Origin of the sequence: Pseudomonas sp. THAF187a, assembly GCF_009363395.1 — a bacterium.
Taxonomy (GTDB): domain Bacteria; phylum Pseudomonadota; class Gammaproteobacteria; order Pseudomonadales; family Pseudomonadaceae; genus Aquipseudomonas; species Aquipseudomonas khazarica.
In genome coordinates, this window is record NZ_CP045349.1 from 5,106,146 (window position 1) to 5,121,341 (window position 15,196).

A 15,196-nucleotide genomic window follows, 5' to 3' on the forward strand; every position below is an offset into this window, starting at 1 on the left:
CCACGCTCTCAACCCAATCTCCCTTCGTTACAGGTGCCTCGTCGTGACCGCGAACAATCCCCTGCTGCAAGACTTCGACCTGCCGCCTTACTCGCAGATCAAACCCGAGCACGTCGAACCTGCCGTCGAGCAGATCCTGGCCGACAGCCGCGTCGCCATCGCCAAGCTGCTCGAGCGCCAGCAGGCCAATCCGAGCTGGGACGGCCTGGTCCTGGCGCTGGACGAACTGGGTGCGCGCCTGGGCCGCGCCTGGAGCCCGGTGAGCCACCTCAATGCCGTGTGCAACAGCCCGGAACTGCGCGCCGCCTACGAGGCCTGCCTGCCCAAACTGTCGGAATACTGGACCGAGATGGGCCAGAACAAGCCGCTGTTCCAGGCCTACGAAGCGCTGGCGCAGAGCCCGCAGGCTGCCACTTTCGACGTGGCGCAGACGACCATTCTCGAGCACGCCCTGCGTGACTTCCGCCTGTCGGGTATCGACCTGCCGGCCGAACAGCAGAAGCGCTACGGTGAAATCCAGATGCGCTTGTCCGAGCTGACCAGCAGGTTCTCCAACCAGCTGCTCGACGCCACCCAGGCCTGGACCAAGCAGGTGACCGATGAAGCGCTGCTGGTCGGCCTGACCGATTCGGCCAAGGCGCAGATGCAGCAGGCAGCCCAGGCCAAGGGCCTGGACGGCTGGCTGATCACCCTGGAGTTCCCCAGCTACTACGCCGTGATGACCTACGCCGACGACCGCGCCCTGCGCGAAGAGGTGTACGCCGCCTACTGCACCCGCGCCTCCGACCAGGGTCCGAACGCCGGGCAGAACGACAACGGTCCGCTGATGAGCGAGATTCTCGACCTGCGCCAGGAGCTGGCCCGCCTGCTCGGCTTCGCCCACTACAGCGAGCTGAGCCTGGCCAGCAAGATGGCGGAGTCGACCGCTCAGGTGCTGAGCTTCCTGCGTGACCTGGCGGTGCGCAGCAAGCCCTTCGCCGAGCAGGACCTGGCCGAGCTCAAGGCCTTCGCCGCCGAGCAGGGTCTCTGCGACCTGCAAAGCTGGGACGTCGGCTACTACAGCGAGAAGCTGCGCCAGCAGCGCTACAGCATCTCCCAGGAGGAAGTGCGCGCCTGGTTCCCGGTGGACAAGGTGCTCAACGGCCTGTTCGCCATCGTGCAGAAGCTCTACGGCATCCAGATCCGCGAGCTGCACGACTTCGACACCTGGCACCCGGACGTGCGCCTGTTCGAGATCAGCGAACACGGCGAGCATGTCGGGCGTTTCTTCTTCGACCTCTACGCCCGCGCCAACAAGCGCGGCGGCGCCTGGATGGATGGCGCCCGCGACAAGCGGCGTGATGCCTCCGGCAAGCTGATCGCCCCGGTCGCCAACCTGGTGTGCAACTTCACCCCGCCGGTCGGCGGCAAGCCGGCGCTGCTGACCCACGACGAAGTCACCACCCTGTTCCACGAATTCGGCCACGGCCTGCACCACCTGCTGACCCGCGTCGAGCACGCCGGCGCCTCGGGCATCAACGGCGTGGCCTGGGATGCGGTCGAGCTGCCCAGCCAGTTCATGGAGAACTGGTGCTGGGAGCCGGAAGGCCTGGCGCTGATCTCCGGCCACCATGAAACCGGCGAAGCGCTGCCACAGGCCATGCTGGACAAGATGCTGGCGGCGAAGAACTTCCAGTCCGGGCTGATGATGGTGCGCCAGCTGGAGTTCTCCCTGTTCGACTTCGAGCTGCATGCCACCCACGGCGACGGCCGCAGCGTGCTGGACGTGCTCGAAGGCGTGCGCAGCGAGGTCTCGGTGATGCGACCACCGGCCTACAACCGCTTCGCCAATGGTTTCGCGCACATCTTCGCCGGCGGCTACGCAGCCGGTTACTACAGCTACAAGTGGGCCGAAGTGCTCAGTGCCGATGCCTTCTCCAGATTCGAGGAAGAAGGCGTGTTCAACAGCGCCACCGGCAGCGCCTTCCGCGAAGCCATCCTCGCCCGTGGCGGCTCGCAGGCGCCGATGGTGCTGTTCGTCGACTTCCGTGGCCGCGAACCGAGCATCGACGCCCTGCTGCGTCACCTCGGCCTGAGCCAGGAGGCCGCATGAGCGATGAGCCTGTGAACAGCACGCCGAAACGCTTCATCGCCGGCGCCGTGTGCCCGGCGTGCAGCGAGACCGACAGCATCAAGATGTGGAACGTCGATGGCGTGCCGCACCGCGAGTGCGTCAAGTGCGGCTACGCCGACACCCTCGACGCCCGTGGCAACTCGGTGCCCAGGGAACTGCCCACACGGGTCAACGTCAGCGGCCTGAAGCCCAAGGCGGCCGATCCGAACGTGCAGGCGGTGCAGTTCTTCCCCAACCCGAAGCTGAAGAAGCCCAGCGAGTAGTAACTCGCGCCGTAGGGTGGGTTAGCGGCGCCGGACACGCGCTCGCCAACAACGGGGAAGGTCACGCGCCGCGTAACCCACCAAACGGAGTTTCCTGCCTCTGCCAATGCTGGGTTACGCCGCCATCACTCCGGCATTGCCTGTCCGAGCGATGGCGGGCGGCCACCTCAGCCTGCTGATCGAGCGCCTCATCAACCGCGAAAGAACTCCCCCGGCGTCGCGCCGAACTGCTGGCGAAACGCGGCGATGAAGGCCGAGGTGGAGTCGTAACCGCAGCCCAGGGCCACATCGGTGACGCGATCACCACGCTGCAGCGGTTCCAGCGCCGTCAGCAGGCGCAGACGCTGGCGCCAGGCGCGGAAGGTCAGGCCGGTTTCGCGCAGAAACAGACGGCTGAGGGTCTTTTCCGAGGCGCCGAGTGCCTGGCTCCATTGCGTCAGGCTGCGCTGGTCGTCGGGCTGGCCCTGCAAGCTCCGGCATAGGCGCAGTAGCCGTGCATCCTGGGGCAGCGGCAACGACAGCCCCACTTCCTGTGCAGCACGCAACTGATCCAGCAGCACCTGCGCCAGCCGGCCATCGGCACCCTGTTCGTCGTACTCCACCGGCAGCTCGCAGAAGCGCCGGATCAGCTCGCGGCTGAGGTTGTCGATGGCCAACACCCGGCAACGCGCGGGCGCCCAGGCACTGACGGCGCAGTCGATGTACAGGCTGCGCATCTCGGTACCCGGCGAGCTGACCACCTCATGCTCCAGGTCGGCGGGAATCCAGATGGCCCGCTGTGGCGGTGCCACGAAGCTGCCCGCCGCACTGTGAACATGCAGCACACCCTGCAGGGCATAGGACAACTGCACCCAGGGATGACGGTGACGTGGCGTGCTGACTGCCCGCGCCAGCGACTCGGTGCGCGCATAGAGCGGCCGTGGCAGATGCGGCAGGCGTGGGACTGCACGTTCGGGCAGCGGGTTTTGTCCGTTAGGCGACATTCTCTGCCCTGATGGCGTTAGTCGGTCGATGCGACTCAGGCTAGAGTGGCCGAGCCTGTCTGACAACAACCGGATATCGATCATGGCCCGCTCCCGCCTGCTGCCTGACAACTTCACCCTGACCCTGCTCGCCGTGGTACTGACGGCCACGCTGCTGCCCGCCAGCGGCCAGGTCGCCACCGCGTTCGAATGGATCACCAACCTGGCCATCGCCCTGTTGTTCTTCATGCACGGCGCCAAGCTGTCACGCCAGGCGATCGTCGCCGGTGCCGGTCACTGGCGCCTGCACCTGCTGGTGTTTTCCTGCACCTTCATCCTCTTCCCGCTGCTCGGGCTGGCACTGCGCCCTGCCCTGGAGCCGCTGCTGGGCAGCGAGCTGTTCATGGGCATGCTCTACCTCTGTGCGCTGCCGGCCACGGTGCAGTCGGCTATCGCCTTCACCTCCCTGGCACGCGGCAATGTCGCGGCGGCGATCTGCAGTGCGGCGGCCTCCAGCCTGCTGGGCATCTTCATCACGCCGCTGCTGGTGGCCGTGCTGATGGGCGTGCACGGCGACAACGGCTCGACCCTCGACGCCATCGGCAAGATCAGCCTGCAACTGCTGCTGCCGTTCATCCTCGGCCAGATCGCCCAACGCTGGATCGGCGGCTGGGTGACGCAGAACAAGAACTGGCTGAAGTACGTCGACCAGAGTTCGATCCTGCTGGTGGTCTACACCGCCTTCAGCGCCGCGGTGATCGGCGGCCTCTGGCAGCAGGTGCCGCTGGTCACGCTGCTGGCGGTGGTCGTCGCCTGCTGCGTGCTGCTGGCCCTGGCGCTGCTGCTGACCCACCTGCTCGGCAAGTGGCTGGGCTTCAACCTGGAGGACCGCATCACCATCCTCTTCTGCGGGTCGAAGAAGAGCCTGGCCACCGGCGTGCCCATGGCCCAGGTGCTGTTCGCCGGCGGCGCCATCGGCGTGCTGATCCTGCCACTGATGCTCTTCCACCAGATCCAGCTGATGGTCTGCGCGGTACTGGCGCAGCGCTACGCCCAGCGCAAGGACGGGACGCAACCGGCGACCGCCTGAGCGGCGCCGCGACAGAAGGGACTTGCCCGGGCGCCAGATAACTGTATTTTTATACAGTATTCTCAGGAGCCCGTTCATGTCCGCCAGCCTGCCGCCACGAGGCCGTGGTACCGCCAGCAACCCACACAACCGTTATGCACCGACCCGTTCGGAGCAGCAGGACGACGGCTGGTATCAGGAGGAAACGCCGCCGAGCCGCGCCACCGAGGTGCGCAAGGAAAAGGCGAAGACGGCCATCACCCGCAACAACTCACCGGATGTCGGCTTCGATCGCTCGGTGAACCCCTACCGTGGCTGCGAGCATGGCTGCATCTACTGCTTCGCCAGGCCGACCCATGCCTACTGGGACATGTCACCGGGCATCGACTTCGAGACCCGCCTGATCGCCAAGACCAACCTGGCCGAGCGCCTCGAAGAGCAGCTGCAGAAACCCGGTTACGTGCCGCAGCCCATCGCCCTGGGCATCAACACCGACGCCTACCAGCCCATCGAGCGCGAACAGCGCCTGACCCGCCAGGCGCTGGAAATCCTGCTGCGCTACAAGCATCCGCTGCACATCATCACCAAGGGCTCGCTGATCCTGCGCGACCTCGACCTGCTCGGCGAACTGGCCAGCCACAACCTGGTCAGCGTGGCCTTCAGCCTGACCACCCTGGACGACGAGCTCAAGCGCATCATGGAACCGCGCACCGCAGCACCAGCGGCGCGCCTGAGGGCCATGCGCACGCTGCACGAGGCGGGTGTGCCGGTCAGCGTGCTCTGCGCACCGATGATTCCCATGATCAACGACATGGAACTGGAAGCGCTGCTGGAGGCCGCCCGGGATGCCGGTGCCCGCTCGGCCGGCTATGTGCTGCTGCGCCTGCCGCTGGAAATCGCCGACCTGTTCGAGGAATGGCTGCAGGTGCACTTTCCGGAGCGCGCCGCCCATGTGATGAGCCTGATCCGCCAGAGCCGTGGCGGCAGGAACTACGACAGCCGCTTCGGCAGCCGCATGCGTGGCGAGGGGCAGTTCGCCGACCTGCTGGAACAGCGCTTCCGCCTGGCGCGCCGCAAGTTCGGCCTGGACCGCCGGGGCAGCGTGGCGCTGGATTGCACGCAGTTCTGCCCGCCGGGTGCGCAATTGAGTCTGCTCTGACTTGGCAGCGGGCGCCGATATGTTAAAACGTGGTCAACCGAGGCATTGACCGGCGCACCCCATGACCCGCACATCCCGCGTAGCCGACCCGTCCTACGAACTGATGGACGACCATGAAGGCCATTCGCTGATCTACCGTCAGCACGGTTTCCCCTCGCCACTGGTGCGCTGGCATTTCCACAAGGAATACGAGCTGCACCTGATCGTCGCCAGTTCGGGCAAGGTGTTCATCGGCGACTACATCGGCAACTTCTCTGCCAACACCCTGTTTCTCACCGGCCCGGGGCTGCCGCACAACTGGATCAGCCAGGTCGAGGAAGGCGAACGGGTGGAAACCCGCGACATGCTGGTCAACTTCACCGACGAGGTGCTGGAAAGCGGCACCGCCGTGTTCGCCGAACTCAAGACCCTGCAGCCCCTGCTCGCCCGCGCACAGTTCGGCATCGAGTTCCGCGACCCGCAGCTGATTCGCGAAGCCGCCGTGCTGCTGGGCAGGATCGCCAGCAGCCGTGGGATCACCCGCCTGGGCCACTTCTTCATCCTCATGGAGCTGCTCGCCGGCAGCGAGGACTACCAGCTGCTCTCGGCCGTGACCTCGTCGGAGCTGGGCGACGAGCAGCATGTCGAACGCATCAACCGGGCGGTGGACTACATCTTTCAGCACTATGCACAGGGCATCAGCCAGGAGGAGGTCGCCGAGCACCTGGGCATGACGCCCACCTACTTCTCGCGCTTCTTCAAGCAGGCCACCGGGCGCTGTTTCGTCGAGTTCGTCAATCGCCTGCGGGTGAGCAAATCCTGCGAGCTGCTGAGCAAGAGCGACAAGCCGGTGACCGAGGTCTGCTTCGAGTCCGGCTTCAGCAACATCTCCAACTTCAACCGCCGCTTCCAGCAACTCAAGGGCATGACGCCCTCCGGCTATCGCAAGCTGGCGGTGCAGCGCCTGACCGAGCAAAACCTGTACTGAATCGGCAGCGCTCCTGTCCCCCGATATCGCCACAGCCCCTCATCCCAGGCAGTTCCGCTGCTCGCCAGGCAGGTTGAGCATTGCCTATCGAGTGCAAAAAAGTATCGGCCATTGTGCGCTCAAGGATTTGTCCGCGCGGCCCAGCGGGGGTGTAATCCGGGCCGAGCGAAACAAAAACAATAACGTTCTTCCGTAGCCGTACCGGCGCGGGAGAGGAGTTCACAAGCATGAACAACTCGATCAAAGCCCTCGTTGCAGCCTCTTGCCTGTCCCTCACCGTCGTCGCCCAGGGCGCCGAAACCCTGACCATCGCCACGGTCAACAACAGCGACATGATCCGCATGCAGCGCCTGTCGAAGACCTTCGAAGAACAGAACCCGGACATCAAGCTCAAGTGGGTGGTGCTCGAAGAGAACGTGCTGCGCCAGCGCCTGACCACCGACATCGCCACCCAGGGCGGCCAGTTCGACGTCCTCACCATCGGCATGTACGAAGCCGCACTATGGGGCGAAAAAGGCTGGCTGGAGCCGATGACCGATCTGCCGGCCGACTATCACCTCGACGACGTGTTCCCCTCGGTGCGTGAAGGCCTGTCGGCCAAGGGCACGCTGTACGCCCTGCCGTTCTACGCCGAAGCTTCGATCACCTATTACCGCAAGGACCTGTTCGAGCAGGCCGGCCTGCAGATGCCGGAACAGCCGACCTGGGCACAGCTCGCCGAGTTCGCTGGCAAGCTGCACCAGCCGGAGCAGGGCGTCTACGGCCTGTGCCTGCGCGGAAAGGCCGGCTGGGGCGAGAACATGGCGCTGATCACCACCCTGGCCAATGCCTACGGTGCGCGCTGGTTCGATGAGCAATGGCAGCCGGAATTCACCGGCAGCGAGTGGAAGAACGCGCTGAACTTCTACGTCGACAACATGAAGAAGTACGGCCCGCCGGGCGCCTCGAGCAACGGTTTCAACGAAAACCTGGCGCTGTTCAACAGTGGCAAGTGCGCGCAGTGGGTCGACGCCAGCGTGGCCGGCTCGTTCGTCACCGACCCGTCGCAGAGCAAGGTCAGCGACGCGGTGGGCTTCACCTTCGCGCCGACCCAGGTCACCGACAAGGGCGCTTCCTGGCTGTATTCCTGGGCGCTGGCGATTCCCACCAGCTCCAAGTCCAAGGCTGCCGCCAAGACCTTCAGCGCCTGGGCCACCTCGCAGGCCTACGCCAAGCTGGTGGCCGACACCGACGGTGTGGCCAACGTACCGCCTGGCACCCGTGCCTCGACCTACAGCGATGCCTACATGCAGGCGGCGCCGTTCGCCAAGGTCACCCTGGATTCGCTGAAGCAGGCCGACCCGGCCAACCCCAGCGCCAAGCCCGTGCCCTACGTGGGTATCCAGCTGGTGACCATTCCCGAGTTCCAGGCCATCGGCACCAGTGTCGGCAAGCTGTTCGCCGCCGCGCTGACCGGCCAGATGCAGCCGGAGCAGGCCCTGCAGGCCGCGCAGCAGAGCACGGCGCGGGAAATGAAGCGCGCGGGATACCCGAAGTAAGCCACGCGCAGCGTCCCGGTGTGGTTCAGCGCCGTCGCAGGTGAAGCGCGGCGCGCCACCCGAGCAGGCGAGAGTCGGCGTCGCGTCGCTGCTCAACCGGGCGCTCACCCCACCCGACGCAACGCCATCCGCCCTACCTCACCCCCAATCCCGCCCTCGGAGGCATGATGAATTCTCCGGCCATCGACACACCTGCTGCCCAGCTCAGCACGCCGGGTGGGCGCAAGCCTCGGCGCCTGGCACCCGGCTGGTTCCTGGTCAGCCCTTCGGTGCTCCTGCTGCTGATCTGGATGATCGTGCCGCTGGGCATGACCGTCTATTTCTCGCTGATCCGCTACAACCTGCTGTACCCCGGCGAGAACGATTTCGTCGGCCTGGAGAACTTCGAGTACTTCGTCACCGACGCCGCCTTCCTCTCCGGTGCCGGCAATACCCTGCTGCTGGTGGGCAGCGTGCTGCTGATCAGCGTGGTGCTCGGCGTGCTCATCTCCGCCCTGCTGGAGGCCAGCGAATTCTTCGGTCGCGGCATCGCACGGGTGCTGCTGATCTCGCCGTTCTTCATCATGCCCACGGTCAGCGCGCTGCTGTGGAAGAACCTGATCTTCCATCCGGTGTCGGGGATTCTCGCCGCCGTCTGGCAGTTCTTCGGCGCCCAGCCGGTGGACTGGCTGGCGCACTATCCGCTGTTCTCGATCATCCTGATCGTGTCCTGGCAGTGGCTGCCGTTCGCCATCCTGATCCTGATGACCGCCATGCAGTCGCTGGACCAGGAGCAGAAGGAGGCCGCGCGCCTCGACGGCGCCGGCCCGCTCGCCATCTTCTGGCACCTGACCCTGCCGCACCTGGCGCGGCCGATTGCCGTGGTGGTGATGATCGAGACCATCTTCCTGCTCTCGGTGTTCGCCGAGATCTACACCACCACCAGCGGTGGCCCCGGCTACGAGTCGACCAACCTCGCCTACCTGATCTACAACCAGGCCCTGCTGCAGTTCGACGTCGGCATGGCCTCGGCGGGCGGGCTGATCGCGGTGGTCATCGCCAATATCGCCGCCATCGTGCTGATCCGCATGATCGGCAAGAACCTGACCGACAAGCAGTGAGGCCCCGGACATGCTGACCCTCAAGCAATCCCGTCGCCTGCAGAGCGTGCTGATCGGCACCCTGTCCTGGGCGATCGCCGCGGTGATCTTCTTCCCGATCTTGTGGATGGTGCTGACCAGCCTGAAGACCGAGATCGACGCCTTCGCCACGCCACCGCAGTTCATCTTCATGCCGACGCTGGAGAACTACCTGCACATCAACGAGCGCAGCGACTACTTCGCCTTCGCCTGGAACTCGGTGCTGATCTCCGTCTCCGCGACGCTGCTGTGCATGCTCCTGGCCGTGCCGGCGGCCTATTCCATGGCGTTCTTCGAGACCAGGCGCACCCGCGGCACGCTGCTGTGGATGCTGTCGACCAAGATGCTGCCGCCGGTCGGCGTGCTGGTGCCGATCTACCTGCTGGCCAAGCAGTTCGGCCTGCTCGATTCGCGCCTGGCGCTGATCATCATCTACACCCTGATCAACCTGCCGATCCTGGTGTGGATGGTTTACACCTACTTCAAGGACATCCCCGTGGACATCCTCGAAGCCGCGCGCCTGGACGGCGCCACCACCTGGCAGGAGATCGTCCGCGTGCTGCTGCCGATCGCTCGCGGCGGCCTGGCCTCGACCATGCTGCTGTCGCTGATCCTGTGCTGGAACGAAGCATTCTGGTCGCTCAACCTGACCAGCTCCGCCGCCGCCCCGCTGACCGCCCTGGTGGCCTCCTACTCCAGCCCCGAGGGCCTGTTCTGGGCCAAGCTCTCCGCCGTCTCGACCCTGGCCTGCGCGCCCATCCTGATCTTCGGCTGGATCAGCCAAAAACAACTGGTACGCGGCCTGTCCTTCGGCGCGGTGAAATAACGGGAGAACTGACATGGCTGATCTGAAGATCCGCAACCTGAAGAAAGGCTTCGATGGCACCGCGATCATCAAGGGCATCGACCTGGACATCCGCGACCGCGAGTTCGTGGTGTTCGTCGGCCCCTCCGGCTGCGGCAAGTCCACCCTGCTGCGCCTGATCGCCGGGCTCGAGGAAGTCAGCAGCGGCCACATCGAGCTCGACGGCAAGGACATCACCGATGTCGCCCCGGCGCGCCGCGACCTGGCCATGGTGTTCCAGACCTACGCGCTGTACCCGCACATGACCGTGCGCAAGAACCTGTCGTTCGCCCTCGACCTGGCGCGGGTGGGCAAGCAGGAAGTCGAGGCGAAGGTCGCCAACGCCGCACGCATCCTGCAACTGGAGGCCCTGCTCGAGCGCAAGCCCAGGCAGCTATCCGGTGGCCAGCGCCAGCGCGTGGCCATCGGTCGCGCCATCGTGCGCAACCCGAAGATCTTCCTGTTCGACGAGCCGCTGTCCAACCTCGACGCCGCCCTGCGCGTGCAGACCCGCCTGGAGCTGGCGCGACTGCACAAGGACCTGCAGGCGACCATGATCTACGTGACCCACGACCAGGTCGAAGCCATGACCCTGGCCGACAAGGTGGTGGTGCTCAATGGCGGCCGCATCGAGCAGGTCGGCTCGCCGCTGGAGCTGTACCACCACCCGGCCAACCTGTTCGTCGCCGGTTTTCTCGGCACGCCGAAGATGGGTTTCCTGCGCGGCACGCTGCAGCAGGTCGAGGCCGACAGCTGCACCGTGCAACTGGAATGCGGTGGCCAGCTGAGCCTGCCGCTGTCCGCCGCCGGGCTCGCCGTCGGCAGCAGCGTGACCCTGGGCGTGCGCCCCGAGCACCTCAACGTCGCCGCCGCCGGCACGGGCCGCCTGCAGGTCACCGCCGACGTCAGCGAACGCCTGGGCAGCGACACCTTCTGCCACGTGCGCTGCAGCTCGGGCGAAATGCTCACGGTGCGGGTACGGGGCGACTTCGCGCCGCGCTATGGCGACACCCTGGCGCTGGATTTCGACCCGGCGCACTGCCACCTCTTCGACGCCGACGGCCAGGCCGTCGCCAAACCCTTGCAGCAGGCCGCCTGACAGCGCGCCATCACCGGACTTTCCAGATGAAACTCAATCGCCAGCAGCTCTCCCGGCTTGGCGGCGCTGTCGCGCTGCCAGCCTACACCCCGGACATGATCCGCACCGGCATCGCCCATATCGGCGTTGGCGGCTTTCACCGCGCTCACCAGGCGGTCTACACCGACGCTCTGATGAACCAGGGCCTGGCGCTCGACTGGGGCATCTGCGGAGTCGGCGTGCGCAGTGAGGACCGCGCCATGCGTGACGCCCTGGCCGGCCAGGACTATCTCTACACCCTGGTCGAACTGGGCGACGAACCGAACCTGCCGGTACGGGTGATCGGCGCCATCAACGACATGCTGCTGGCCGAGGAATCGCCGCAGGCGCTGATCGACAAGCTCGCCGACCCGGCGATCCGCATCGTCTCGCTGACCATCACCGAAGGCGGCTACTGCATCGACGACAGCAGCGGGGAGTTCCTCGCCGAGCTGCCGGCCATCCAGCACGACTTGCGCCACCCCGACGCCCCCAGGAGCGTGTTCGGCTTCCTCTGCGCGGCCCTGGCCAGGCGCCGGGCCGCCGGCATTCCGGCCTTTACCCTGATGTCCTGCGATAACCTGCCGCACAACGGCGCCGTCACGCGCAAGGCGCTGCTCGCCTTCGCTCACCTGGCCGACCAGGAGCTGGCCAGCTGGATCGACCAGCACGTGTCGTTTCCCAATGCCATGGTCGATCGCATCACCCCGATGACCAGCGCCGCGCACCGCCAGCAGCTGGCCGCGCAGCACGGCGTCGAGGACGCCTGGCCGGTGGTCTGCGAGCCCTTCGTGCAATGGGTGCTGGAAGACAAGTTCGTCAGCGGCCGGCCCGCCTGGGAGGAGGTCGGCGTGCAGTTCACCGACGACGTCACGCCCTACGAAGAGATGAAGATCAAGCTGCTCAACGGCAGCCACCTGGCCCTGACCTACCTGGGCTTTCTCAAGGGTTATCGCTTCGTCCACGAGACCATGAACGACCCGCTGATGCGCCAGTACGTGCGCAGCTTCATGGACCTCGACGTCACGCCGCAGCTGGCCCCGGTGCCGGGCATCGACCTGACCACCTACAAGGACACGCTGATCGAACGCTTCTCCAACCAGGCCATCGCCGACCAGCTGGAGCGCGTATGCTCCGATGGCTCGTCGAAGTTTCCCAAGTTCATCGTGCCGACCCTGCACCGCCTGATCGCCGACGGCAAGCCACTGGACCGGGTGGCGCTGGTGGTCGCCGCCTGGGCGCTGTACCTCAAGGGCGAGGACGAAAGCGGTGCCCGCTACCGGATTCCCGACCCGAGGGCCGAGCATTGCCAGGCACTGGTCGCCGACGATGCCCAGCTCACCGCGCGGGTGCTCGGCGAGGAGACGATCTTCGGCAGCGCGCCAGGGCGTTCGCTGGAATTCGTCGCCGCCTTCGAGCGCTGCCTGACCAGCCTGCGCGAGCGGGGCGTCAGCCAGACCCTGCACAACCTGCTGCACGCCTAGGCCCCGGAGACGCACATGCCCAGCCTGCTCAGCCAACTCAAGCAGCACAGCGTGGTGGTCGCCGACACCGGCAACCTGGTCGCCATCAACCGCTTCCAGCCCGAAGACGCCACCACCAACCCGTCGATCATCCTCAAGGCGCTGCAGGCGGGGCAGTACCAGCGTCAGGTCGACGACGCACTGCGCCAGGCCATCCGCAGCGGCGCAGCGCCCCGCGCGATCATCGCCGAGGCGTGCGACCGCCTGGTGGTCAGCATGGGCGTGGAGATTCTCGCGACCATCCGGGGCAAGGTGTCCACCGAAGTGCCGGCGGCGCTGTCCTTCGATAGCGCCGCCACCGTGGCGCGGGCGCGCGCGCTGCATCAGCGCTACCTGCAACTGGGCATCCCCGGCGACCGCGTCCTGGTGAAGATCGCCGCCACCTGGGAAGGCATCCAGGCGGCGCGCCAGCTGGAGCGCGAGGGCATTCGCTGCAACCTCACGCTGATCTTCAACCTGGCCCAGGCCCGTGCCTGCGCCGAGGCCGGCATCTACCTGGTGTCGCCTTTCGTCGGGCGTATTCTCGACTGGCACAGGCAGCAGACCCCGGACGTCCGCTTCGAGGCCGAGAACGACCCCGGCGTGCTGTCGGTGCGCCAGGTCTATCGCTTCTTCAAGCAGCACGACTACGCCACGGTGGTGATGGCCGCGAGCTTTCGCAACATCGGCGAAGTGCTCGCCCTGGCCGGCTGCGACCGTCTGACCATCAGCCCTGCCCTGCTCGCCGAACTGGAACAGGCCAGCGGCGAACTGCGGCCAGCGCTGCAGGACGACGGCCAGCGGGTGCTCGCCCCGGCCTGCCTCGACGAGCAGCAGTTTCGCTGGCAGATGAACGAAGACCCCATGGCCACGGAGAAGCTCGCCGAGGGCATTCGCCAGTTCCATGCCGATCAGCTCGCCCTGGAAGCGCTGTTGATCGAGCGCATGCGGGAGCTCTGAGCATGTACCTCGGTATCGACTGCGGCACCCAGGGCACCAAGGCCCTGGTGCTCGACGCCGACAGCGGCCAGGTGCTCGGCGCCGGCAGCGCCAGCCACAGCCTGCAGAGCGCGGCCAACGGCCGCCGCGAGCAGCAGCCGGGGCAATGGCTGGAGGCCTTCGAGCAGGCCACGCGGCAGGCGCTGGCCGCCGCCGGCATTCGCGGCGAGCAGATTCTCGGCATCGGCGTCTCCGGCCAGCAGCATGGCCTGGTCCTGCTCGACGAGCAGGGCGCGGTGCTGCGTCCGGCCAAGCTCTGGTGCGACACCGAATCGACCCCGGAGAACCAGCGCCTGCTCGAGCACCTCGGCGGCGCAGCCGGCTCGCTGCAGCGCCTGGGCGTGGCCATCGCGCCCGGCTACACGGTGTCCAAGCTGCTCTGGACGCGCGAGCAGCACCCCGAACTGTTCGCCCGCATCGCGCATATCCTGCTGCCACACGACTACCTCAACCACTGGCTCACCGGGCGTGCCTGCAGCGAATACGGCGACGCCTCCGGCAGCGGCTATTTCGACGTGCGCACACGCCAATGGGACGGCGCGCTGCTGGATTTCATCGACCCCAGCGGGCGCCTGCAGCGCGCCCTGCCGCAACTGCTGGAGCCGGACCAGCCGGTGGGGCCTATCCGCCCGCAGATCGCCGAGCGCCTGGGCCTGAACCCGCAGGCCGTGGTGGCCAGCGGCGGCGGCGACAACATGATGGGTGCCATCGGCACCGGTAACATCCGTCCCGGCGCGATCACCATGAGCCTGGGCACCTCCGGCACGCTGTACGCCTACAGCGACCAGCCGATGATCAGCCCGCATGCCCAGGTGGCGACTTTCTGCTCGTCGTCCGGCGGCTGGCTGCCATTGATCTGCACCATGAACCTGACCAGCGCCACCGGGCTGATCCAGCAGTTGCTGGAACTGGACATCCAGGCCTTCGGCGCGCTGGTCGAGCAGGCGCCCATCGGCGCCGAGGGTCTGCTGATGCTGCCGTTCTTCAACGGCGAACGGGTACCGGCGCTGCCCAACGCGCGCGCCAGCCTGCTGGGCATGGACAGCGACAACCTGACCCGCGCCAACCTCTGCCGGGCGGTGGTCGAGGGCACCAGCTTCGGCTTGCGCTACGGTCTCGACCTGCTGCGCGCCAGCGGCCTGCAGAGCCAGACCATCCGCCTGATCGGTGGTGCGGCGAAGAGCCCGGTGTGGCGCCAGGTAATCGCCGACATCATGGGCACGCCGCTGGTCTGCCCGCGACAGACCGAGGCCGCCGCCCTGGGTGCGGCGATCCAGGCGGCGTGGTGCCTGACACCGGGTGCCGACCGCCAGGCGCAGCTGGCCGCACTGTGCGAACGTTGCGTGCAGCTCGACGCCAGCACGCAGACGCAGCCGGACCCGGCGCGCACGGCGCAGTACGAAGAGGTCTACCAACACTATCGCGAGCAGGTCAGCCGGCTCGCCGAACACAACCCGGCGTGAGAACGCCCCGAGGGCGGCTGCGGAACACCCGGCACTGGCGCAGAGCGACGCCGCGAGCCAGCGCCAGGGCCGTTTGCGGAGC

At 66.7% G+C, this 15,196-nt stretch carries 13 protein-coding genes; 12 read left to right on the forward strand and 1 reads right to left on the reverse strand.

The annotated features are described in order from the left end of the window. Positions 1–43: 43 nt before the first annotated feature. On the forward strand, positions 44–2,092 hold the full coding sequence (gene prlC, locus FIV02_RS23890; RefSeq protein ID WP_152489980.1) for an oligopeptidase A: 2,049 nt from the start codon (positions 44–46) through the stop codon (positions 2,090–2,092). After that, positions 2,089–2,376 carry a YheV family putative zinc ribbon protein gene (locus tag FIV02_RS23895; protein WP_152489981.1) on the forward strand — a complete coding sequence of 96 codons (288 nt, stop codon included), beginning with the start codon at positions 2,089–2,091 and terminating at the stop codon, positions 2,374–2,376. The genes prlC and FIV02_RS23895 overlap by 4 nt, the downstream gene beginning before the upstream one ends. A 191-nt stretch (positions 2,377–2,567) precedes the next feature. On the opposite strand, the gene FIV02_RS23900 is transcribed toward FIV02_RS23895, so the two are convergent. Further along, on the reverse strand, positions 2,568–3,359 hold the full coding sequence (locus tag FIV02_RS23900) for a helix-turn-helix transcriptional regulator (protein ID WP_152489982.1): 792 nt from the start codon (positions 3,357–3,359) through the stop codon (positions 2,568–2,570). Positions 3,360–3,441: 82 nt separating this feature from the next. Between FIV02_RS23900 and FIV02_RS23905 the strand changes: the two genes are divergently transcribed. The 10 genes from FIV02_RS23905 (at position 3,442) to xylB (ending at position 15,114) form a co-directional block, all read left to right on the forward strand. Beyond that, positions 3,442–4,428 carry a bile acid:sodium symporter family protein gene (locus FIV02_RS23905; RefSeq protein WP_152489983.1) on the forward strand — a complete coding sequence of 329 codons (987 nt, stop codon included), beginning with the start codon at positions 3,442–3,444 and terminating at the stop codon, positions 4,426–4,428. Between the two features lie 76 nt (positions 4,429–4,504). Further along, positions 4,505–5,566 carry a PA0069 family radical SAM protein gene (locus FIV02_RS23910; protein WP_152489984.1) on the forward strand — a complete coding sequence of 354 codons (1,062 nt, stop codon included), beginning with the start codon at positions 4,505–4,507 and terminating at the stop codon, positions 5,564–5,566. Positions 5,567–5,627: 61 nt separating this feature from the next. Then, positions 5,628–6,533: an AraC family transcriptional regulator gene (locus FIV02_RS23915; protein WP_134678236.1), complete on the forward strand. Its 906-nt coding sequence runs from the start codon at positions 5,628–5,630 to the stop codon at positions 6,531–6,533. A gap of 227 nt (positions 6,534–6,760) precedes the next feature. Further along, positions 6,761–8,071, forward strand: a complete 1,311-nt coding sequence (locus FIV02_RS23920) for a sugar ABC transporter substrate-binding protein (protein ID WP_037054551.1) — start codon at positions 6,761–6,763, stop codon at positions 8,069–8,071. A gap of 167 nt (positions 8,072–8,238) precedes the next feature. Then, on the forward strand, positions 8,239–9,171 hold the full coding sequence (locus tag FIV02_RS23925; protein WP_037054550.1) for a carbohydrate ABC transporter permease: 933 nt from the start codon (positions 8,239–8,241) through the stop codon (positions 9,169–9,171). A gap of 10 nt (positions 9,172–9,181) precedes the next feature. Further along, on the forward strand, positions 9,182–10,015 hold the full coding sequence (locus FIV02_RS23930) for a carbohydrate ABC transporter permease (RefSeq protein ID WP_037054547.1): 834 nt from the start codon (positions 9,182–9,184) through the stop codon (positions 10,013–10,015). A 13-nt stretch (positions 10,016–10,028) separates the two neighbouring features. Beyond that, positions 10,029–11,132, forward strand: a complete 1,104-nt coding sequence (locus FIV02_RS23935; RefSeq protein ID WP_152489985.1) for an ABC transporter ATP-binding protein — start codon at positions 10,029–10,031, stop codon at positions 11,130–11,132. 26 nt (positions 11,133–11,158) lie between these two features. Next, entirely contained in the window at positions 11,159–12,634 is a 1,476-nt protein-coding gene (locus tag FIV02_RS23940) for a mannitol dehydrogenase family protein (RefSeq protein WP_047584184.1), read from the forward strand. Positions 12,635–12,649: 15 nt separating this feature from the next. Next, positions 12,650–13,612: a transaldolase gene (gene tal, locus FIV02_RS23945; protein ID WP_152489986.1), complete on the forward strand. Its 963-nt coding sequence runs from the start codon at positions 12,650–12,652 to the stop codon at positions 13,610–13,612. Between the two features lie 2 nt (positions 13,613–13,614). Beyond that, positions 13,615–15,114 (forward strand): xylulokinase, encoded by a 1,500-nt coding sequence (gene xylB, locus FIV02_RS23950; protein ID WP_152489987.1) that lies wholly within the window; start codon positions 13,615–13,617, stop codon positions 15,112–15,114. The last annotated feature ends 82 nt before the right edge of the window (positions 15,115–15,196 follow it).